This window comes from Idiomarina abyssalis (assembly GCF_019797805.1).
Lineage (GTDB): Bacteria > Pseudomonadota > Gammaproteobacteria > Enterobacterales > Alteromonadaceae > Idiomarina > Idiomarina abyssalis.
In genome coordinates, this window is sequence record NZ_CP081832.1 from 1,937,155 (window position 1) to 1,957,686 (window position 20,532).

Sequence of the window (20,532 nt, forward strand, 5' to 3'; positions counted from 1 at the left end):
CTATGAATAACGCCCTCACATTTTTAGTCGCCACCCTAATTGATCTGTATCTGATCATTGTGCTGTTGCGACTCTGGATGCAGTTAACCCAGGCAGACTTTTATAACCCGGTCAGCCAATTTGTGTATAAAGCAACACAGCCCGTTGTCGGACCGCTTCGTAGCTTCATGCCAATGATAGGTAAGCTGGATACTGCCAGTTTAATATTTGCGCTAGCGCTAGGCATGTTGAAAGTGGCAGCTTTGGTCTGGCTAAATGGTCTGGCTGTGGGTCCACTGGTTATTGTCATTCAGGGCATACTAACAACCATTAGCAGCCTGCTGTCGATGCTGTTCTGGGTATTGATAATCCGCGCCATACTCAGTTGGTTCTCACAGGGGTATAACCCGGTAGAAGCCATGCTGCATCAAATTACAGAGCCTCTGTTAGCACCTGTACGTAAAGTTATTCCGCCAATTGGTGGCCTAGATTTATCGGTACTGGTTGTTATTATTGCCCTGCAGTTTTTACGAATATTAATTGGCGTTTAACGTTACTGGTGGAGGATAAAGTGATGAGTAAAACATTCTTTGTTAAGACAGTAATAGCTATGTCCATGCTGCTCTCTGCCAGCCTTATGGCTGAGCAAAAAAAGACTCTTGCTCAATGGGATGTTCACTACAGCGCTTTTTCCTCCACCTTATTAGCTCCGGCGGTAGCGACGCAATATGACTTAACCCGAAGCGCCTCAAAAGGTGTACTTAATATTGCCGTGCTCGACAAACAAACTCAAAAAGCACAAACCCCTGGCGTTACCGGGCAAGTTGTTAACCCGCTGGGCCAAATACAGGAACTCGAGTTTCAGCAGGTAACAGAAGGTGATGCCAGTTACTACCTGGCACAGTTTAATTACACCAACGCCGAAACCCTGCGCTTTACTATTGAAGTTGGTGACCAGCAAACGCTTAAATTTAACCAGGAGTTTTGGTTAAACGACTAGCCTTTTACCGGCTTGACACCAATTGACTGGATATCGCCTTTGTCACTGACTTTTCGTACGGTCAGAATAACATCACCTAAACGTATGGTGTCGCCAATAACCACTCGCCGGTGGAATTTCAGCAAGAAATAGTCGGATATCGTCGTGCTCAATAAACCTTCGTTAAGTTCCCCCACAGGGTAGAAGCTACCGACATCGGCCAGCGTCAGATCGCCACGTAACGTGAAGTCACCAAAGAAGTCTTTTTCTGATACCTTTAAGCCTTTACCACCTGATGCAAGAATTCGACTGACCTCGTCAATATCTTTCACCGTAGCAGCCACCAGCAAACCGTCACCTTCTTCAACCATGGGCTGGGTTTCCGGCTGCAACCATTCGCCGTCGCGGATCAACCCAACGAAAGTGGCAGGCGCAGTTAACTTCAGCTCTTTCCAGGTATGGTCACAGGCAGGTGAGTTTTTATCAATGCGATAAAGCCAGACCTCCAGCGCCTCTTTACTGGGCACAGATGATAGTGGCATACGTTGCTGCGGTTTTGCTTTTAACGGCACTTCCAGCCCCAGCCAGCGCGCTACCGGCGCAATACTCCAGCCCTGAATAATCAATGAAATCATTACCACAACAAAAGCAATATCGAAGTAAAGCTCCTGATTTGGTACGCCACTCAGCCATGGGAATAAAGCCAAAATAATGGGGACGGCTCCTCTTAACCCCACCCAACTAATAAACACCTGCTCTCGCCAAGGAAAGCTAAAGGGCAATAAACTCACCACCACCGCCAACGGACGAGCAATAAATATTAGAGTAAAGGCAATACCAATTGCGACCGGTGCGTTAGCGACTAAGTGAGAAGGAACAACAAGTAACCCGAGAATGAGGAACATCGCTATCTGGCTGAGCCACGCCAGCCCGTCCTGCACCTGCAGAATATGAACCAACTGAGGCAACCGCGCATTACCGATAACAAACCCCATTAAATAAACAGCCAGAAAGCCGCTGGCGTGCAGTTTCGCCGTTAATGCGTAAATGGAGATAGCACAGGCTACGGCCAATAAGGGGAAGAAGCTAAAGCTTAGCGGCAGTTTTCGAGCGGCAATAATGAATAGCCGCCCACCTAACCAACCTATTGTCAGGCCGCCAATTAACTGCCAGACAATATCAAGACCTATCCAATACCAGTCAGGAAAACTGCCACTGGCTACGGCGCCGGTCATCGTTAAAGTCAGAATGACCGCCATTGGATCGTTACTGCCCGACTCTATTTCAAGTGTTGAGGCAACCCGCTCTTTAATTTGTAGTCCTCTGGATTGAAATATACCAAACACCGCTGCCGCGTCAGTTGAGCTCAATATTGCCCCCATAAGCAAAGCTGCAGGCCAGGGCAAAGAAAACCAATAAACAGCGAGGGAGGCAACTAAGGTACAGGTTAAGGCAACACCTATTGTTGCCAGGCTAATGGCAGGCCACAAGGCGACCCGAAAGCGTTCGGGGTGAGTTCGCATCCCCCCGTCAAAAAGGATAATGACCAGAGCAGCAGAGCCTATAAAAAAGGCGATATCCGGATTGTTAAACTCGACTCCCAACACTCCTTGTTCACCGGCAAGCATGCCAACTAACAAAAAAGTCAGTAGTACAGGGGCTCCCAGTCGATTGGAGGCGACAGCCGCTAAAATGCTGACAACCAACAACAAGCCACACAGTAAAATCAAGGTGTTAGCCGAATCCAAATAGAATCTCCTTATCTCTGTCTCTGCCTATTTATCATAACAGGTTTAACTTAGACGCTAATGTAAGATTTCAAATCCCGTTAAAACCCTTTATCCTGTGCCCCTTAATAATGAGTGTACAGGTCCGTTTTATGAAGCCGCAAAAAACTTTGGTACTGGCTACCGGCAATGCAGGTAAAGTTGCCGAGTTACGTCATATGTTAAGTCAAACAAAGGCTACTGCCGACTGGCAGGTCCGCCCACAGTCCGACTGGAACTTCGCTGAAGCTGACGAAACTGGCACCACCTTTGTCGAAAACGCCATTATTAAAGCGCGGCATGCGTGTCAACAAACCGGGCTACCCGCTATTGCCGACGATTCAGGTCTTGCCGTTGCAGCGTTAAACGGCGCACCGGGTGTTTATTCTGCTCGTTATGCCGGCTCCAATGCGACAGACTCCGATAATATCAATAAATTATTACAGGCTTTAGAAGGTGTTGAAGAGCGCCAGCGACAGGCTAGTTTTCATTGCGTATTGGTCTATATGCAAAGTGCAGAAGACCCAACGCCAATTATCTGCCAGGGCCGCTGGGACGGACGCATATTAACAAAGCCAGTCGGTGAACATGGCTTCGGCTACGACCCCGTTTTTTGGGTTGAAGAAAAAAATGCTTCAGCCGCACAACTTGATAAAACAGAAAAACAAGCGCTCAGCCATCGTGGTCAGGCTCTGAAACAACTGCTTGAGCAGCTCACTAAATGACTTACCCACTGACGCTTCCGCCGTTATCTCTGTATATACACATTCCATGGTGTATTCAGAAATGCCCTTACTGCGACTTCAACTCACATAAGCTAACGGGCGATGTGCCCGAAGCAAGTTATGTCGGCCGTCTGCTGGAAGATCTAAGGGCCGACCTTGAGTGGGTACAGGAACGAGAAATTCGGTCTATTTTTATTGGCGGAGGCACACCCAGTGTACTCTCGGCTGCAGCAATACAACAATTAATGGACGGTGTGCGGGCAACAGTAACCCTGAGTTCTGACTGCGAAGTAACCATGGAAGCCAACCCGGGTACTTTTGAGACCGAAAAATTCTCCGCGTTCGTTGCTGCCGGCATAAATCGATTGTCTATTGGCGTTCAAAGTCTGCAGGAGCACCAACTGCAGCGTCTGGGGCGTATTCATAACCCGCAGCAGGCAAAAGAAGCAGCCAGACACGCAAGTCAGTTACCGCTCGCCAGCTTTAACCTTGACCTTATGCATGGACTGCCGGACCAAACCGTAGAAATGGCATTAGATGACTTGCGTCAGGTCATCGCGCTGAACCCTCCACATATTTCCTGGTATCAGTTGACTATTGAACCTAATACCCTGTTCGCAAGCCAGCCGCCTCAGTTGCCTGACGATGACACCTTATGGGAAATTTACCAACAGGGTCATAAGCTTTTGGAAGCGGCCGGTTATCATCAGTACGAGGTGAGTGCTTATGCAAAACCGGGGCACCAAAGCCGTCACAATAAAAACTATTGGCAGTATGGCGATTACTTAGGCATTGGCTGCGGAGCTCACAGCAAAATCACACTTCCACAGCAAAATAAGATTCTGCGCTGTGAAAAGATAAAGCACCCTAAAGGTTATTTAGACCTGACTAAAGCTCTGCGTTATCAGTTAAAAGAAGTTGCAATTGACGACCGTATGTTTGAATTCTTTATGAATCAGTTCCGTTTACTGGAGCCAGTCAGCAAACATAACTTTGAACAGACTACCGGACTTTCCGCCGACTTAGCGTCAGAACACTTGCGCAAGGCAAAATCTCTGGACTTGGTAACTGAAAACACACAGCACTGGTGTTTAACACAGCAAGGCCACCGCTTTCTGAACTCAGTTTTAGATACGCTTCTGGATTAACCCAGAAGCGTATACCATTACTTAACCTGGAACTGTAAATCCCAGACGCCATGCCCTTTACCTTCGCCCCGGCGTTCAAACTTGGTTTTGGGTCGACTTTCTGGTCTTGGCACGTAATCTCCTGAAGCTGATAAATTGCTTAAATCAGAGGCTTCATTTAACACCTCCAGCATGTGCTCCGCGTAATTTTCCCAGTCTGTTGCCAGGTGAATAATCCCACCAGACTCTAGTTTCTGAGTTAATAAGCTCAAAAACTCTGGTTGCACTATACGACGTTTATGGTGACGCTTTTTATGCCAGGGGTCAGGGAAGAAAATCTGAACGCAGTTTAGGCTTTTGTCCGGAATACACTGTTTCAACACCTCAACGGCATCTTCGTGAAATACCCGAAGGTTGTCTATCCCCGCTTCTTCGACAGCCATAAGACAGGCACCAACACCAGGCTCATGAACTTCGATACCAATGAAGTCGCGCTCGGGGGCATTAGCAGCCATTTCAACCAGTGAGTGCCCCATACCAAAGCCGATTTCTAGAGTTACAGGGGCCTTTCGATGAAAAACCTGGGCAAGATCCAACCGACCACTATCCAGCGTTAAGCCAAGAGTCGGCCAAAGGCGCTCAATTGCAGTTGCCTGCCCTTTCGTTAGCCTTCCTTCTCTTTTAACGAAACTCCGAACTGTTCTGACATACTTACCCGCCGCTGCGGCTTCTTCGGCACTTTTAAACTGGCTCATGACTTTCCTGACAATTAGTGACTTAGCTAATACCAAAAAAACAGGCCTGAAAAATCAGGCCTGTTTACAGTAGAGCTATTATCGCTATTTCAAGCAATCAATACAATTGGTATTAACGTGTTTTAGGTACACGGTTAACAACTTTCAATGTTGCTTCAATACGACGGTTTGTTTGACGATCAGCCGCGCTGTTTTCACGAACTTTAGGCTGAGATTCACCATGTCCTTTAAAGTCGACTCGGCTTCTGGCGATACCGTGCTTTTCAACCAACGCGTTAGCAACAGCTTCTGCACGACGCTCAGACAACCACTGGTTGTACTCAGCCTCACCGGTGCTGTCGGTGTGTCCATGAATAGTAATATCGAGTTGTGGATGCTCTTTCATGAACTCCGCCATTTCATCGATATCATTCCGTTCGCCACTACGAATCTCAGATGAATTCAGGTCAAACTCAACAAGTAATTCTTCAGTGATAGTCTCGTTCTCGTATAAAATGCAGCCGTTCTCATCCACTGAGTAGTTCTTAGGCGTATTTGCGCAATTGTCTTTAGAATCAACAACGCCGTCACCGTCTGAATCTACAGGCTCTGATTCTGGCTCAGGTGCTGCTTGTTGAGGTTCTGGCTGTGGCTCAGGACGAGGTCTTGGCTCAGGGCTTGTATCACGTCCGCCGAAGAACCACTGCAAACCAATGTTTGCAAACATTTCGGTGTAGTCTTCTTCCCAACCACGCTGGGCTCCACCTTCAATCCGCCACGCAAGATTATCGTTAATAAAGCTACGGTGACCGAGAGTCAGGCGAGCTGCGACATCGGTTACATCACCAATTTCAGTATTATTGACACCTAAACCGGCATAAAAGCTGTTATTAAAGTGATACAGCGCATCAACACCATAGCTGTCGCCATAGCCATCGCCACCGCCAACTAAGTCAGCTTCCATGTAATCGTAATAGATACGGGCTTCCCATGCCTCTGTAAACATCATGCCAGCTTCAATACCTGAGGTGATGGTTTTGAAACCGTCATCAACAAAAAATAACTGCTGATTTTTGACCGCAACGCGATCATCATCAGCAGAAAACACGCCCAAACGCGCACCCAGATAAAAGTCGTTTTGCTCAACCTCAGTCTGCTGTGCAAAAACCGGAGCAGTTAACCCGGCGGTAAGCAAAGATAAAGTAATTAGGTTTAAGGTTTTCATTGCAAAGCTCCTTTTAATTGCAATAACAATCATGCTCGGAATATGAGACACTGTGTATGTCATAAAGAATAGTACATTCTTGAAATTAGTCATTTTTATTTGCAGAGATTTACAGTTGACTCAAACATTCAGCTCTCAAGTCCTTCGCTGGTTTCAACAGCATGGTCGCAAGCATCTTCCCTGGCAGAAAAATGTCACCCCATACCGTGTCTGGGTTTCAGAAATCATGCTCCAACAAACCCAGGTCACCACCGTTATTCCGTACTTCGAACGTTTTATGGAGACATTTCCCACAGTTCAAGCATTAGCCGAGGCTCCGCAAGACCGAGTACTGAACTTATGGACAGGTTTAGGCTACTATGCCCGCGCCCGTAACCTTCATAAAACCGCAAAAATCATTTGCACCCGTTTTAACGGTAAGTTTCCTAAAAAAGTTCATGAGCTTGAAGAATTACCCGGTATTGGTCGTTCGACAGCAGGCGCTATTCGTTCACTTGGGCATGGTGAGTACGCTCCAATTTTAGATGGCAATGTTAAACGTGTCTTAGCCCGCCACTTTGCTGTCGCAGGTTGGCCGGGTAAAACCAGTGTATTAAAAGAGCTCTGGCAACTCAGCGAAGAGCTTACTCCTGAGAGTGACTCTGGTGCCTATAATCAAGCCATGATGGATATCGGTGCAATGATATGCACCCGAACTAAGCCGCTCTGCGAGCAATGTCCCGTCAACAATACTTGTTTAGCCAAAGCAAAGAATACAATGACACAGTACCCGGGTAAGAAGCCGAAAAAAGCCAAGCCAGTCAAGGCAACGCATATGCTGCTTTTCCGCCACCAGGGCCACTTGTTATTGGAGAAAAGACCGCAAACAGGTATTTGGGGAGGACTGTGGTGTTTCCCTCAAAGCTCAGAAGAAACAGAAGTGCCCTCAGTGATCAGGCAGTACGGGTTAACTGAGCATAGCCGCCAACAGTTGCACGGTTTCAGGCACACCTTCAGCCATTTTCATCTGGATTGCTACCCTCTGCTGATAGACGTCGTTCCCGCTGAAACTCAGCTTAACGATAACCAGCACCTCTGGGTAGAACCTGACACCGATAAGGACTTGGGCTTTGCTGCACCAACCGTTAGACTGATGAAACAATTAATGACCAATAAGTGAGTACAACATGAGTCGTACCGTATTTTGCCAGCATTATCAGAAAGAAGCCGAGGGACTGGACTTTCAGCTTTACCCCGGTGAACTGGGCGAACGAATTTTTAATAACATATCAAAAGAAGCCTGGGCTGAATGGCAAAAGAAACAGACCATGCTGATTAATGAAAAGCGACTAAATATGATGGATCCATCTGATCGCGAATTTCTTGAAGCCCAAATGACGGCCTTTTTATTTGAAGGCAAAGATCCCCAAATAGAGGGCTATACTCCTCCCGAGAAGTAATTGTCTCAGTAATCTTTTTTAAAGAATGCTCTTTTTTCTTGTCAATCTAAATTATTGTCTAATATATTGACAATAGGTATGGCTTATGAGCCTCACTGGAGCTTAGACAGCCAATCTGTTAGACTACTAACGAATTCAACAAAAGGGAGTCTCTATGAAAGCGCCATCCTGGCGAAGAGCCGTACTGAAAGTGGGGAGTGCGCTCATCGCGCCAGATGAAACTGGGGTTAGTACCAAATACCTTTTACCCATCGCTCGTTTTATTAACGAATGCCGCGAACGCGGACAAGAAGTTGTCTTAGTGTCATCGGGCAGTGTCGCTGCCGGACGCAAGCATATTAACTTTGAACACAAGAAAGTTCCTGTAGCCGTACGCAAAGCAATGTCAGCCGTCGGTCAGAATGAAATGATGGGCTACTGGTCGCGCTTCTTTGATTCCCCCTGCGCCCAGTTGTTAATGACACACAGTGACTTACGCGACCGCGCTCGCTACGTGAGCATTAAAAACACCTTAAACAGATTGTTAGAGCACAACATTTTACCTGTGGTAAACGAAAACGATGCTCTGGCTACCGACGAAATGAAAGTAGGCGACAACGACAACTTGTCAGCCATGGTAGCCACGTTAGTTGATGCTGACGCTCTGTTTATTTGTTCAGACATCGACGGCTTATACGATTCCGATCCAAACCTGAACCCGGATGCCAAGAAAATACCGGTGGTTGAACAAATTGACGAAAGTATTTACTCACTTGCCGGTGGTTCTGTGAGTTCTGTAGGTACTGGTGGTATGCGGACCAAAGTTGAAGCCGCTGAGAAAGCCACTTCCCATGGTATTGATACCTACATAGTCAACGGTCGCAAAGGCGAAACCTTTGAATCGTTGTTACAAGGTGACATCCCCGGCACATTATTCCGTCGCCAATCTGATCCAATTAGCAACAAAAAGCATTGGTTAAGACATACCTTGGTTGCTCAAGGTGAAATATTGGTTGATGAAGGTGCTGAAAAAGCATTAATTGAGAACGGTGCCTCGCTATTGAGTTCAGGCATTGTTGATGTACAAGGCGATTTTGATCGCGGTGACGCCGTGCTGGTTCGTAGTGCTAATGATACTGACGCCATTGCAAAAGGTATTTGTCAGTACAGCGCGCATGAACTTATGCACATTAAAGGGCAGCAAACAGAAGACATAGCTGAAAAATTTGGCTATAGCCCAATTACAGAAGTCATTCACCGTGACGATCTAATGATTTTGGAGGACGCATGAGCCAGCAATTAGCAAAAGAAATTTCACAGCGCGCTGCAAAAGCAGCACGCGCTGTAGCAACCTTATCTGAAGCAGATAAAAACCGTGTGCTACAGAAAATGGCAGACGCAATTCGCGCACGCCAGGACAAGATTATTGAAGTCAATAAGAAAGACCTGGCCACCGGTAAAGAGAAAGGCCTGAGCGATGCCATGATGGATCGCCTGGAATTGACACCGGAACGTGTTGAAGGCATGGCTTCCGCCATTGAGGAAATCATTGCATTAAAAGATCCGGTCGGCGACAGCTACGTGCTGGATGAGCGCCCTAACGGAATGAAAATTGAAAAGATGCGCATTCCACTCGGTGTTATCTGCATGATTTATGAAGCGCGTCCAAATGTGACCGCCGATGCCGGTGCCCTGTGCTTCAAATCTGGCAACGCCGTTATATTACGTTGTGGCCGTGAAGCAATTGAGAGCAGTAAAGCCATTGCTGAAGCACTGCACGAAGCTTTAGAAGCCAGCAACTTGCCAAAAGACGTCATCACGGTAGTACCGACACCTGATCGTGAACTGATGACCGAGTTACTGCAACAGAAAGATTATATTGACCTGGTTATCCCTCGTGGCGGCGAAGGTCTGATTCACTTTGTTAGTGACACCAGTAAGATCCCGGTGATTCAACACTACAAAGGCGTTTGCCATCTGTACGTTGATAAAGACGCTGACCTTGATAAAGCCCTGGCTATTTTACTTAATGGTAAAACCCAGCGTACCGGCGTTTGTAACGCGCTTGAAGGCTTACTGGTTCATCAGGATGTTGCTGATAAATTCTTACCTATGGCTGCTAAAGCCCTGGCTGAGAAAAACGTAACAATCCACGCCGATAAACGTTCAGTAAGCTACTTTGACGGCGCTGATGAGATTGCAGACGATGCCTTTGGCGAAGAATACCTTGCTCTGGAAATTGCGGTTAAAACCGTTGATAACTACGAAGGTGCTATTGAGCATATTCAGGAGTTTGGTAGTGGTCATACAGAAGTGATTATTACTGAAAACGATGAAACCGCTAAGCGTTTCATTCGTGAAGTAGATTCAGCCGTTACTATGGCGAATGTCTCATCTCGCTTCTCAGACGGCGGTCAGTTAGGTTTAGGTGCCGAAATTGGTATTTCTACCAGTAAGCTGCACGCTTATGGACCAATGGGTCTTGAAGCACTAACAACTGAAAAATTCGTGGTAACCGGTAACGGTCAAGTTCGCGACTAATTCAGTGCTTTAACGCATAAAAAAAGCTTCGGCTCATTGAAGTGAGTCGGGGCTTTTTTATGGCTTAAAGCTTAACGGCGATAACCCGTTAATAACTCAGGCCAGTCACGAGACTCCTTCCAGTAAAAAGTCTCGTTCTTTTCTTTTTCTTTGCGCAGGGAGCGCAACAAACGCTGAATATTCGCTTCCTTCCACTCCCCGCTCTCACGGAAATCACACTTATCAAAGTCCACAATCCAGGCTTTGTCGTTGTCATCCAGCATAAGGTTGTGACAATTCAAATCCGAGTGATAAACACCAGTATCGTGCAATTGCTTAATAGCACTTCCGAGTTTTTGCCAAAGCTCTGCTGAAAGCTGTTTCTCACGCAATAGCCGATAAACATCAACTGCGCCGGGAATCACTTCAACTAAAATATCAGCTTTATAACTAAATACGCCGGTCTTTTCCATTCTCGCCGCCACAGGGCGAGGAACCGGCAAGCCAATATCACGGAGTTTACAGAGCAAATCAAACTCGTGTATTGCCCGGCTTTTCTCCGCTGGCTCGCGTAAAAAACGGTCTTTATTAATTTTTCCAACCAAACCACCACGGTAATAGTGTCGTAACAAAAGCCCCAGATCGCCTTGTTGGATAAACCAGACAGTTGCACGCCCCGTCGAATTCCCGGCAATCGCCTTTTGTTGCTGCCAATATTGGGCTGAAAAATGCTTATCTTCTATCGTTTCTATAATATCGCTGTCATAGCGAATGAGCCCTCGGGGAGTCTGCTCTGTTTTTATCATACCGCTTCCTGTCAGAATATATTCCAGTGCTCGCTTTAAGACTCTTAACGTAGCACCCTGATGCGTTTGTAAAACGCTTTTAGCAGCTTCATGTTGCGCTTTCATGACCGCTGTCTGCTGTATCAAACTCACAGCCTGTTTAATTTCTTCGGCATTTTTTACCCATCGCACAGCGCCGACTTTAGACAGCTCAGCGTAAACCTGTGGGAAATTAAATACATGCCGCCCAGACATAACATTGGAGCCAGAAGCAATAACTTCAAGGGGGTTGTGCCCTCCACGCTCAATGATACTTCCGCCGACAAAGCTCATAGAAGCTAACTGCCCCCACAGCATCATTTCGCCCATACTGTCAGCGAGAAAGACATCACAGTCCTGTGGTATCTCATTAAGCTCGCTGCGTCGAGCCAACTTTAGTCCCGACTGCCGAGTCAGTTCCGCAACTTTTTCAAATTGCTCAGGGTGCCTTGGCGCAATAATAAGACAGGCATCAGGTTGTTCTGCCTGAACCAGCTTATGTGCTTTAAGAAGAACTTCATGCTCCCCGGGATGACTGCTACTCGCCAACCAGACGCTCCTTCCAGAGCAACTCTGCTTCCACGGGTAAGCTTTATCAGTATCCTTGCCGGAAAGTTGGATATCGTATTTAAGGTTTCCGTCGACAAAAAGTCGACTCGGCGCTACCCCCAAAACTTTCATTCGACGCGCAGTTTCTTTATTCTGAACCGACACCAGAGTCAGTTGTTTCCATACAGCCTTCATAAGCCAATGGAAACGCCGATAACCCTTGGCGGAGCGCTCCGAAAGCCGGGCATTCAATAAACTTACAGGTACATTAGCTTTGGAAAAATGGTTCAGCATCTGCGGCCAAAGCTCTGTCTCCATTATCCATACAGCTTTAGGTTTCAGCTTACGCACGAAGCGCTTCGCTGAACCCGGAGTATCAATTGGCCAATAACGACAGCTGACAGACTCGCCAAAATGCTGCTGAATGAGTGTCCTGGCGGTTGGTGTCATACAAGTAATCAGCACTTTTTGCCCGGGCTGTTGATGCAACAGCTGCTCTATTAGTCGCTTAGCCGCTAAGGTTTCTCCAACAGAAACACTGTGGATAACTAGGCACCCCTGCAGCTTTTTATCAACAGCGCCTAATGCAAGCCTTTCTGACCAGTTCTGACGGTAACGGGCATCCTTCTTGCCACGCAGCCACAACCAGACAAAAACGGCTGGAGTGACCAGCCGCAATAGCATTCCATAGAGCCACAGTCTCATATTCTTTAACGCCAATACTCGGCAATCCACTTAGTCGGCAGGACTTTCCGGTACCACTTACCGCTTCGGCCTTCTAATGCATCATCCGGGTGTGGCTTGCCATGAAAGATAATAACTTTTGCTTCTTCAGGTATACGGGGCTCCTGGAAAAAGCTTAACGGGAACGGGCGCAGACAATGACGTTTGAAGCTACGACACCACTTTTCCGGCCAGTATTTCAGCTTGTTCTGACGGTCGACAAAGTGCGTAATGTACTCTTGTTCATTTCGCACATCGGCGGTAGCTGCATCAGGGTCTTTCTTCAAATGCTCTAAGGCGTCTTCATGTGCACCAATATTGAACCGGAATACCGAGGTATTGCCTGTAGCGTCGGATTTATCCCATTCTTTGATCACCATAAAGTCACCTTCAGGTTCAAAGAATTCATCAAGACTGCTGACAATAATAATATCCAGGTCCAGAAACAGTGTAGGCCCTTCAAGATCATACAAAGGGTTTGCGAAACAAGTCAGCTTTAGCCAACCGTGTCCTTTAGTCCAGGGAAGCTGTTCGTCAAAATCTTTGAAGCCGATTTTAGGAATCGCCTTTACTTCAATGTCGTCATTAATGCCTTCAAAATCGTCTGTAAAACAAACAAAACGGAATGGCCGACTGAGATGTCGGCTGACCATAGAGTGCAAAGTATTGACGTAATCTGAGCCATACTTTTTACCCCATTTAATACAAATTACATTAACTGTGTTTTGCTCTGAAGAGTTTCCGCTCTCTGTAACCTGATTCATAATCACTCCTGGATCTTAAACTACCGCGCATCATGCCATATTTTAGCTCATTTAGGTACGCCGATCTGAATCCTCAAAGCCTGCGTATTAGCTGACTGAACATTTAAACTTAAGTGACTATGACCACTCACACCGTTCGGTTAATACTCGGCGACCAACTCAATGTCAGGCACTCCTGGTTCCGACAAAAGGAGCAAGGTGTACTTTATGTCATGATGGAGCTAAAACAGGAGACTGACTATGTCGTTCATCATCGACAAAAAGTTTTGGCTTTTTTTAGTGCAATGCGCGCCTTTGCTAATGCATTAGACTCGGCTGGGCATCGCGTACACTATATTAAACTGGATGACAGCGACAACCAGCAAAGTCTGACACAAAACCTTGAATATATTATCGCTCAAAATAAGGGAGCGGTCCTGGAATGTCAGCAACCCGACGAGTATCGACTCGATCACCAACTTAGAAGCTGGGCTGGCGCCAGAAACATCAAGTTAAACTGGTATGATACTGAGCATTTCCTCACTACGCGTGATTCATTAAAAGAATATTTTCCCGATAGCAAAAACTACTTAATGGAAACCTTTTACAGAAAGGTGCGCCAGCAATACGATATTTTGATGGAGAACGGTCGCCCGGTCGGCGGTCGCTGGAATTACGATAAGGAAAACCAGAAAAAGATTCCTGCCAATCAAGGTGTAGAACCTCCCCTGGTATTTTCTAATGATGTCTCAGATATCGATACTTTGCTGCAAAAGTGCCATATTCAGACAATGGGCAAAGCTTCCCCAAACCAATTAATATGGCCGGTAAACCGTCAACAATCAAAACAGTTACTTGAACATTTTTGTCAGTTTGGGCTGCCTAATTTTGGTCGTTATCAGGACACCATGGCAACAGCAGACACACTTAAGGAAGCTCACTGGAGTTTGTATCACTCCAGGCTCTCGTTCTCTTTAAACACGAAAATGTTACATCCACTAGAAGTTGTAAAAGCAGCTGTTAATACCTGGTCTGAGAATCAAGAAAGTATATCAATCGCTCAGATTGAAGGCTTTTGCCGGCAAATTATCGGCTGGCGTGAATTCGTCCGGGGGATTTACTGGGCGCATATGCCTGACTACAAAAACCTTAACGCCCTGGATCATAATAGACCTTTGCCTCATTTTTACTGGACTGGTGACACCAAAATGAATTGCCTGCATCACTCTATTGAGCAATCCTTAGAATATGCGTATGCACACCATATACAGCGGTTAATGATAACCGGAAACTTTGCTTTGTTGGCGGGTGTGTCACCAGACGCTCTGGATGACTGGTACCTTGGTATTTACATTGATGCTATTGAATGGGTAGAAATGCCTAATACCAGAGGTATGAGTCAGTATGCTGACAACGGTCTGATTGCCACAAAGCCTTACATTGCCAGTGCTAACTATATGCAGAAAATGGGGCACTATTGTAAAGAGTGCTATTATGACCCAAAGAAGAAAACGGGAGATAAAGCCTGCCCTTTTAACAGCCTGTACTGGCATTTTATTGAGCGTCACAAAGAACCGTTTAAAGATAATCACAGAATGCGCATGATGTATCAGGTATGGGGTAAGAAAACCAACGAAGAACAGCAGGCGCTACTGAAACAGGCCGAAATTTACTTAGATAATATCAACGAGTTATAAAAGGAAGCACAATGAACAAATGGATAATCCCGCTACTTTTAACAGTTCTGCTGAGTGCCTGTAACACGCAGCCAACACCGGTAGCCAATGTTGTCGAAGACTTTGAGGCAAAACGTTACTTAGGCAAGTGGTACGAAATTGTCCGTATGCCACACAGCTTTGAAGAAGGTCTGCAAAGCGTTACGGCAGAGTATCGCCTAAACGGTGATGGTACCTTAGAGGTTACAAATCGCGGTTATCATGTTGAAAACGAAGAGTGGCAGACAGCTATTGGTCTGGCTAAACCCGTTGAAAACATGGAAGCAGCTTACAAAGTGACTTTTTTCTGGCCATTCTACGGTGGGTACTATGTCAGTTGGCTGGATGACAACTATCAGTTGGCAATAGTAACCAGTGACTCACACGAATACTTTTGGTTATTGTCGCGAACTCCTGATGTTGCTCAGGATGATATTGACTATGCCTTAGCTAAGGCTCATGAATGGGGATATGATATCGACCAGATGATCATGGTTGATCATCCGGCCGAATTTCAAGACGCTAATTAATTAAAGCGGCGCGCAGCACCCTTACCGGAGTTGCGCTTAGGTCCGCCGCGAGCATCACGGTCACGCGGTGGGCGTGGCGCACGTTTTACTTGCTCATCGCTTAACTCAAGACCCATTGGCTGCTGACGCACACGGGCTTTTTTCAGTACATGCATAATATCTTTTGGCATACCCTTAGGTAGCTGCACTAAAGAATGATTATCAAACAACTGAATTTGACCAATGTACTTGCTGTCCATTGAAGCTTCGTTAGCAATAGCCCCAACGATGTCACCAGGACGAGCACCATGTTCGCGGCCAACCTGAATTTTGTAAGTTTCAAAATCCACATCGGCGGCACGACTTGTCGCACGCTCTGCACGAGGTTTGCGCTTGTCGCCACGATCACTGCGCTCATTGCGACCTGAACGTTCACTGCGCATTTCGCGTACAGGGCGGTCCTCTTTCAGGAACAATGGGCGCTGCTCGTTCTGTTGAGCCAGAAGCGCTAATGCAATTTCTTCAGCACTCAATTCAGACTGTTCCAGCCACTGTCCTAACAGCTTTTCAAGTTTAGGCTTATCAGCACTTGCAGTTTCAGGAGCCAAAGACGCTTGTAGCTTTTCCAGTAACTGTTGCTGACGATATTTGCTCAGTTCGTTAGCGTTTGGTACTTCAAAGAACTCAACCGGTGCGTTGGTTAAGCGCTCATAGTGACGCAACAAATGACGCTCTTTTGCACGGAAGAACAAAATCGCCTCACCTGTACGGCCCGCACGCCCAGTACGTCCAATACGGTGAACATAAGATTCAGTGTCGCTCGGTAAGTCATAGTTAATCACGTGCGTAATTTCAGGAACATCTAAGCCACGAGCAACAACGTCGGTTCCTACCAGAATTTCGATGTGTCCACTACGTAACTGACTGACAGTCTGCTCACGCTGAGCCTGGTTCAAATCACCGCTTAATGGCGCCGCTTTAAAGCCGTTGCGTTGCAATAATTCAGCCACGTCCATTGTATCCTGACGGGTACGTACGAATATCAATGCGCGCTGATACGGAGTCACTTCTAACAACCGAGTCAGAGCAGTCATTTTAGTCATGCCCTGAACTTTCCAGGCTTTCTGCTTAATGGTCGCCTTCTCGCGAGCAATAGCTTCAATCTGAATGTTCAGCGGATCTTTCAGGAAAGTTTTTGCCAGTTTACGAATTGCATTTGGCATAGTCGCTGAGAATAATGCGCGTTGCGCCGTATTCGGTACAGCTTTTAATATCGTTTCGATGTCTTCAATGAAACCCATGTTAAGCATTTCATCAGCTTCATCCAGAACACCAACTTTCAAACCGTCCAGTTGCAGAACGTTTTTATTTAATAAGTCGATAAGACGACCCGGAGTACCAACAACAATGGCGGTGCCCTGCTTCAGGGCTTTAACCTGAGGTCCAAATGGCGCACCACCGTAAACCGTTGCGACACCAACACCACGCATTTTCGCAGCGAAGCCTTCAAGCGCTTCAGCAACCTGAATAGCCAGCTCACGAGTTGGCGTTACTACTAATACCTGAGTTTGCTTAACTGATGCGTCTATTTTTGCCAACGCTGGTAGACCAAAAGCGGCAGTTTTACCGGTACCTGTCTGGGCTTCACCCAATACATCCTGACCTTCAAGCAACGCAGGAATAGCCTGCAGCTGTATAGGAGTAGGGGTTAAAAACTGCATTGCGTTTAATTGTTCAAGCACAGCACTAGGTAAGGCCATGTCGTTAAACGACACGCCCGTTTGGGTATTTGACATATTTGTCTCACTTTATTCCCGTTTGCCCATTGGCAAACACAACAAAAAAGGGGTTATGGCCCGGCAACAGGAATCAGTATTCAGTCTCTAAACTGTCTGGACTGGAATCAGGCGCTGCAACCCCACGAATCAAGGGTGACCGCTGCCTCATCAGTTATGCGGTGTTCCTTGAGGAACGGCGGATTATACGTTTTTTTACCAGGAACGCAATGTATTTGAGCTTTTTTTCACCAAACACATCAATTTCTGTCAAAATCATCGAAAAAGTTGAACCATTTCTCTTTATATTGCCTACATTATTAGAGAGTTTTTTCAAATTTGGAGGCATTATGTCAGCACATTCTATGTCATCGTTGACTAAGAAAGATTGCTTTATCGAAGGTCACTGGGTTCCTACAGACAAACGTTTCTCAGTTACCAACCCGGCAACCGGCGACGTGTTAGCCGAAGTTGCTGACGCCGACGAGGATTTAACGCAACGCGCTATCAATGTTGCTGAAACGGCTTTGAAAAGCTGGCGTAAGAAAACCGCTCGCGAGCGTGCAGTTCTTCTGCGTAAATGGTACGAAGCCATGATGGAAAACAAGCAAGCACTGGGCGAATTAATGAGTGCTGAGCAAGGTAAGCCCGTCGCCGAAGCCGTTGGTGAGGTAGAATACGGCGCCAGCTTTGTCGATTGGTTTGCCGGTGAGGCTGAACGCATCGATGGCGATATATTACCTAATGCTGACAGCAGTAAGCGCGTCATGGTCACTAAAGAGCCAGTGGGTGTCTGTGCGGCCATTACTCCATGGAACTTCCCGAATGCCATGATCACTCGCAAAATAGCACCGGCATTGGCAGCAGGCTGCACTATCGTAGTTAAGCCGCCCCAGCTAACGCCTTTATCCAGTCTAGCTCTGGCACAGTTAGCCAGCGAAGTGGGTATTCCCGATGGTGTCATTAATATCATTCCAACCAGCGACGCAAAAACGGTCGGCAAACGTTTGGCTACCTCTCCTAAGGTTCGAAAGTTGTCATTTACCGGCTCAACCGGGGTTGGCAAAATTTTAATGCAACAATGTTCAGAGCACGTAACCAAACTGTCATTAGAGCTTGGAGGTAATGCCCCTTTCATCGTCTTTGATGACGCCGATATTGAACAAGCAGCTGAGCAGCTCATTGCCTGCAAATTCCGTAACGGCGGGCAAACCTGCGTATCGGCCAATAGAATACTGGTACAAAAATCTGTCGCCGAGAAGTTTACAGATGCTGTTGTCAGCAAGGTAAAAGGTCTGAAAGTGGGGCCCGGAACTGAAGAAGGCGTCGACTTAGGTCCACTTATCGATCAGGATGCAGTTGATAAGGTTCAGCGGCTGGTATTGTCGGCCAAGTCTGATGGTGCAACCATAGAAACCGGCGGTTCAGTAATGACCGAACTCGGTGATTTATTCTACGCTCCGACGGTATTAACTGGCGTCACTGACGATATGGACATCAGTGAAGAAGAGATCTTTGGCCCGGTGGTGGCTATCAATACCTTTGAAAGCGAAGAAGAAGGTATCGAGAAAGCGAATAACACACCTTTTGGTCTGGCGTCTTACTTTGCAGCACAAGACACAGCTCGTATCTTCCGCGTCAGCGACGCGCTTGAATACGGCATGGTCGGAGTTAACACGGGTGGAATCTCACACGCCTACAATCCGTTTGGCGGCATTAAAGAGTCCGGCGTTGGTCGTGAAGGTTCTAAATACGGTATAGACGAATACCTTGAGTTAAAAACAGTGACTCTTGGCGGACTTGGATGAACCCATTCGAAAGCACACTTAAACAGCTGAAAAGCCATTTCGACAGCGGACTCACCCGTCCGCTGTCGTGGCGTTTAAACCAGCTTAAACAACTTCAACGCTTCCTGGATGAAAATGAAAAACCTTTACTTGAAGCATTAAAGAATGACCTGAACAAGCACCCGAGTGAAGCACGCTTAACTGAATTGCAGTTCCTGCAAAACGATATTAAACACACGATAAAAGCCTTACCGAAATGGAGCAAAGCCCGTAAAGTCGGCAACCCATTACTCGCCTGGCCTGCTAAAAGTCAGTTAGTCCCGGAGCCTTTAGGTACCGTATTAATTTTAGGCGCCTGGAACTACCCTTTACAGCTACTTTTAGCGCCTTTAGTGGCAGCTATCGCTGCGGGTAATTGCGCGTTAATAAAACCATCCGAGCATGCATCTGCAACGGCGGATTTACTGTCCCGACAGCTCCCCGACTACCTGGATAACTCCGCCATAAAAATTGTGACCGGAGCGGCAACCGAGTCGCAACAGCTGACAACATTGCCTTTTGACCACATTTTTTATACCGGTGGTGAACATGCCGCTAAATCAATTATGGCAGCGGCAGCTGAAAATTTAACACCCGTCACACTTGAGCTTGGCGGCAAAAGTCCCGCGGTAGTTTTAGCCGACGCACCTATTCAGGTAGCAGCCCGACGCATTGTCTGGGGTAAATTCCTGAATGCCGGTCAAACCTGTATTGCACCTGACTACGTACTGGTCGAAGACAGTGTAAAAGAACAACTCATTAGCGCTATGCATCAGGAGCTGGTTAACTTTTACGGCGATGACCCACAGAACAGTGACTGTTACGGCAGAATTATTCACCAGGGGCATTGGCAGCGTCTCACGCAAATGCTGGATCAGGAAAACATCGCTATTGGAGGCGACTTTGATAAAGCGGAGCGTTATATCGCACCAACCATAGTCGATGGCGTTAAAGAAAACAGTGCCCTCATGCAGGAAGAAATTTTTGGCCCAATACTTCCTGTTATTACCATTAAATCAGCAGCCGATGCGATTGAGACAATCCATCGCCATCCTAAACCGCTTGCGCTTTATGTCTTTAGCAACACTCAACGGCTACTCTCTTTATTTACCGAGAAAGTTTCTGCCGGAAACGTGTGCTACAACGATACGCTCATGTTTATGCTTAACGACAAACTGCCATTTGGCGGCGTTGGTCGCAGTGGCATGGGTCGCTACCATGGTAAGTTTGGGTTCGACACATTCAGCCATTTAAAGCCCGTTATGAAGCGCAGTTTTCGGTTTGATGTTGCCTTGCGCTACCCGCCTTACAGCAAGTTTAAGGACAAAATCTTATCCTGGTTTAGTCCCTAGGCATTGAAATTCAGCGGGTGCGTCTGCATATCACTAGTAACAG

18 protein-coding genes are annotated in these 20,532 nt (G+C 46.8%); 12 read left to right on the plus strand and 6 right to left on the minus strand.

Annotation, left to right across the window (positions count from 1 at the left end):
• Positions 1 to 2: 2 nt before the first annotated feature.
• Together K5X84_RS09390 and K5X84_RS09395 are read left to right on the plus strand one after the other, a co-directional pair.
• On the plus strand, positions 3 to 530 hold the full coding sequence (locus tag K5X84_RS09390) for a YggT family protein (RefSeq protein WP_054489223.1): 528 nt from the start codon (positions 3 to 5) through the stop codon (positions 528 to 530).
• A 23-nt stretch (positions 531 to 553) separates the two neighbouring features.
• Positions 554 to 979, plus strand: coding sequence for a DUF4426 domain-containing protein (locus K5X84_RS09395; protein ID WP_222235664.1), 426 nt, complete (start codon positions 554 to 556; stop codon positions 977 to 979).
• Here K5X84_RS09395 and K5X84_RS09400 read toward each other — a convergent pair.
• Positions 976 to 2,706 (minus strand): potassium/proton antiporter, encoded by a 1,731-nt coding sequence (locus K5X84_RS09400; protein ID WP_222235665.1) that lies wholly within the window; start codon positions 2,704 to 2,706, stop codon positions 976 to 978. The genes K5X84_RS09395 and K5X84_RS09400 overlap by 4 nt on opposite strands.
• A 131-nt stretch (positions 2,707 to 2,837) precedes the next feature.
• On the opposite strand from K5X84_RS09400, the gene rdgB reads away from it, so the two are divergent.
• Both rdgB and hemW read left to right on the plus strand, forming a co-directional pair.
• Complete coding sequence (rdgB, locus tag K5X84_RS09405) at positions 2,838 to 3,449, plus strand: RdgB/HAM1 family non-canonical purine NTP pyrophosphatase (protein ID WP_222235666.1); 612 nt, start codon at positions 2,838 to 2,840, stop codon at positions 3,447 to 3,449.
• On the plus strand, positions 3,446 to 4,597 hold the full coding sequence (gene hemW, locus K5X84_RS09410; protein ID WP_222235667.1) for a radical SAM family heme chaperone HemW: 1,152 nt from the start codon (positions 3,446 to 3,448) through the stop codon (positions 4,595 to 4,597). The genes rdgB and hemW overlap by 4 nt, the downstream gene beginning before the upstream one ends.
• 17 nt (positions 4,598 to 4,614) lie before the next feature.
• On the opposite strand, the gene trmB is transcribed toward hemW, so the two are convergent.
• Together trmB and K5X84_RS09420 are read right to left on the minus strand one after the other, a co-directional pair.
• Entirely contained in the window at positions 4,615 to 5,331 is a 717-nt protein-coding gene (gene trmB, locus K5X84_RS09415) for a tRNA (guanosine(46)-N7)-methyltransferase TrmB (RefSeq protein ID WP_199495118.1), read from the minus strand.
• 112 nt (positions 5,332 to 5,443) lie between these two features.
• Positions 5,444 to 6,535, minus strand: a complete 1,092-nt coding sequence (locus K5X84_RS09420) for an OmpA family protein (RefSeq protein ID WP_199495119.1) — start codon at positions 6,533 to 6,535, stop codon at positions 5,444 to 5,446.
• A gap of 115 nt (positions 6,536 to 6,650) precedes the next feature.
• On the opposite strand from K5X84_RS09420, the gene mutY reads away from it, so the two are divergent.
• From mutY to K5X84_RS09440, 4 genes are all read left to right on the plus strand, one after another.
• On the plus strand, positions 6,651 to 7,694 hold the full coding sequence (mutY, locus tag K5X84_RS09425) for an A/G-specific adenine glycosylase (RefSeq protein ID WP_222235668.1): 1,044 nt from the start codon (positions 6,651 to 6,653) through the stop codon (positions 7,692 to 7,694).
• Positions 7,695 to 7,701: 7 nt separating this feature from the next.
• Positions 7,702 to 7,974, plus strand: a complete 273-nt coding sequence (locus K5X84_RS09430) for an oxidative damage protection protein (RefSeq protein WP_054489235.1) — start codon at positions 7,702 to 7,704, stop codon at positions 7,972 to 7,974.
• A gap of 154 nt (positions 7,975 to 8,128) precedes the next feature.
• On the plus strand, positions 8,129 to 9,244 hold the full coding sequence (gene proB, locus K5X84_RS09435) for a glutamate 5-kinase (RefSeq protein ID WP_054489237.1): 1,116 nt from the start codon (positions 8,129 to 8,131) through the stop codon (positions 9,242 to 9,244).
• A complete protein-coding gene (locus K5X84_RS09440) occupies positions 9,241 to 10,494 on the plus strand; it encodes a glutamate-5-semialdehyde dehydrogenase (RefSeq protein ID WP_222235669.1) in 1,254 nt (417 codons plus the stop codon). Before proB ends, K5X84_RS09440 begins: the two co-directional genes overlap by 4 nt.
• A gap of 71 nt (positions 10,495 to 10,565) precedes the next feature.
• Here K5X84_RS09440 and K5X84_RS09445 read toward each other — a convergent pair whose 3' ends face one another.
• Both K5X84_RS09445 and K5X84_RS09450 read right to left on the minus strand, forming a co-directional pair.
• Positions 10,566 to 12,551: a 3-deoxy-D-manno-octulosonic acid kinase gene (locus K5X84_RS09445; RefSeq protein WP_222235670.1), complete on the minus strand. Its 1,986-nt coding sequence runs from the start codon at positions 12,549 to 12,551 to the stop codon at positions 10,566 to 10,568.
• Positions 12,552 to 12,556: 5 nt separating this feature from the next.
• Entirely contained in the window at positions 12,557 to 13,333 is a 777-nt protein-coding gene (locus tag K5X84_RS09450; protein ID WP_222235671.1) for a glycosyltransferase, read from the minus strand.
• Between the two features lie 119 nt (positions 13,334 to 13,452).
• Between K5X84_RS09450 and K5X84_RS09455 the strand changes: the two genes are divergently transcribed.
• Together K5X84_RS09455 and K5X84_RS09460 are read left to right on the plus strand one after the other, a co-directional pair.
• Positions 13,453 to 15,009: a cryptochrome/photolyase family protein gene (locus K5X84_RS09455; RefSeq protein WP_222235672.1), complete on the plus strand. Its 1,557-nt coding sequence runs from the start codon at positions 13,453 to 13,455 to the stop codon at positions 15,007 to 15,009.
• 11 nt (positions 15,010 to 15,020) lie between these two features.
• On the plus strand, positions 15,021 to 15,557 hold the full coding sequence (locus K5X84_RS09460) for a lipocalin family protein (RefSeq protein WP_222235673.1): 537 nt from the start codon (positions 15,021 to 15,023) through the stop codon (positions 15,555 to 15,557).
• On the opposite strand, the gene K5X84_RS09465 is transcribed toward K5X84_RS09460, so the two are convergent.
• Positions 15,554 to 17,332 carry a DEAD/DEAH box helicase gene (locus K5X84_RS09465; protein WP_054489249.1) on the minus strand — a complete coding sequence of 593 codons (1,779 nt, stop codon included), beginning with the start codon at positions 17,330 to 17,332 and terminating at the stop codon, positions 15,554 to 15,556. The genes K5X84_RS09460 and K5X84_RS09465 overlap by 4 nt on opposite strands.
• 344 nt (positions 17,333 to 17,676) lie before the next feature.
• On the opposite strand from K5X84_RS09465, the gene K5X84_RS09470 reads away from it, so the two are divergent.
• Together K5X84_RS09470 and K5X84_RS09475 are read left to right on the plus strand one after the other, a co-directional pair.
• Positions 17,677 to 19,119: an NAD-dependent succinate-semialdehyde dehydrogenase gene (locus tag K5X84_RS09470; RefSeq protein WP_222237016.1), complete on the plus strand. Its 1,443-nt coding sequence runs from the start codon at positions 17,677 to 17,679 to the stop codon at positions 19,117 to 19,119.
• Complete coding sequence (locus K5X84_RS09475) at positions 19,116 to 20,489, plus strand: aldehyde dehydrogenase family protein (protein WP_222235674.1); 1,374 nt, start codon at positions 19,116 to 19,118, stop codon at positions 20,487 to 20,489. Before K5X84_RS09470 ends, K5X84_RS09475 begins: the two co-directional genes overlap by 4 nt.
• Positions 20,490 to 20,532 lie beyond the last annotated feature (43 nt).

Bases quoted from the DNA above. Each gene is read 5' to 3' on its own strand.
- K5X84_RS09390 (WP_054489223.1), top strand. From the start codon at position 3: ATGAATAACGCCCTCACATTTTTAGTCGCCACCCTAATTGATCTGTAT.
- K5X84_RS09395 (WP_222235664.1), top strand. From the start codon at position 554: ATGAGTAAAACATTCTTTGTTAAGACAGTAATAGCTATGTCCATGCTG.
- rdgB (WP_222235666.1), top strand. From the start codon at position 2,838: ATGAAGCCGCAAAAAACTTTGGTACTGGCTACCGGCAATGCAGGTAAA.
- hemW (WP_222235667.1), top strand. From the start codon at position 3,446: ATGACTTACCCACTGACGCTTCCGCCGTTATCTCTGTATATACACATT.
- trmB (WP_199495118.1), bottom strand. From the start codon at position 5,331: ATGAGCCAGTTTAAAAGTGCCGAAGAAGCCGCAGCGGCGGGTAAGTAT.
- K5X84_RS09420 (WP_199495119.1), bottom strand. From the start codon at position 6,535: ATGAAAACCTTAAACCTAATTACTTTATCTTTGCTTACCGCCGGGTTA.
- K5X84_RS09430 (WP_054489235.1), top strand. From the start codon at position 7,702: ATGAGTCGTACCGTATTTTGCCAGCATTATCAGAAAGAAGCCGAGGGA.
- proB (WP_054489237.1), top strand. From the start codon at position 8,129: ATGAAAGCGCCATCCTGGCGAAGAGCCGTACTGAAAGTGGGGAGTGCG.
- K5X84_RS09440 (WP_222235669.1), top strand. From the start codon at position 9,241: ATGAGCCAGCAATTAGCAAAAGAAATTTCACAGCGCGCTGCAAAAGCA.
- K5X84_RS09445 (WP_222235670.1), bottom strand. From the start codon at position 12,551: ATGAGACTGTGGCTCTATGGAATGCTATTGCGGCTGGTCACTCCAGCC.
- K5X84_RS09450 (WP_222235671.1), bottom strand. From the start codon at position 13,333: ATGAATCAGGTTACAGAGAGCGGAAACTCTTCAGAGCAAAACACAGTT.
- K5X84_RS09455 (WP_222235672.1), top strand. From the start codon at position 13,453: ATGACCACTCACACCGTTCGGTTAATACTCGGCGACCAACTCAATGTC.
- K5X84_RS09460 (WP_222235673.1), top strand. From the start codon at position 15,021: ATGAACAAATGGATAATCCCGCTACTTTTAACAGTTCTGCTGAGTGCC.
- K5X84_RS09465 (WP_054489249.1), bottom strand. From the start codon at position 17,332: ATGTCAAATACCCAAACGGGCGTGTCGTTTAACGACATGGCCTTACCT.
- K5X84_RS09470 (WP_222237016.1), top strand. From the start codon at position 17,677: ATGTCATCGTTGACTAAGAAAGATTGCTTTATCGAAGGTCACTGGGTT.
- K5X84_RS09475 (WP_222235674.1), top strand. From the start codon at position 19,116: ATGAACCCATTCGAAAGCACACTTAAACAGCTGAAAAGCCATTTCGAC.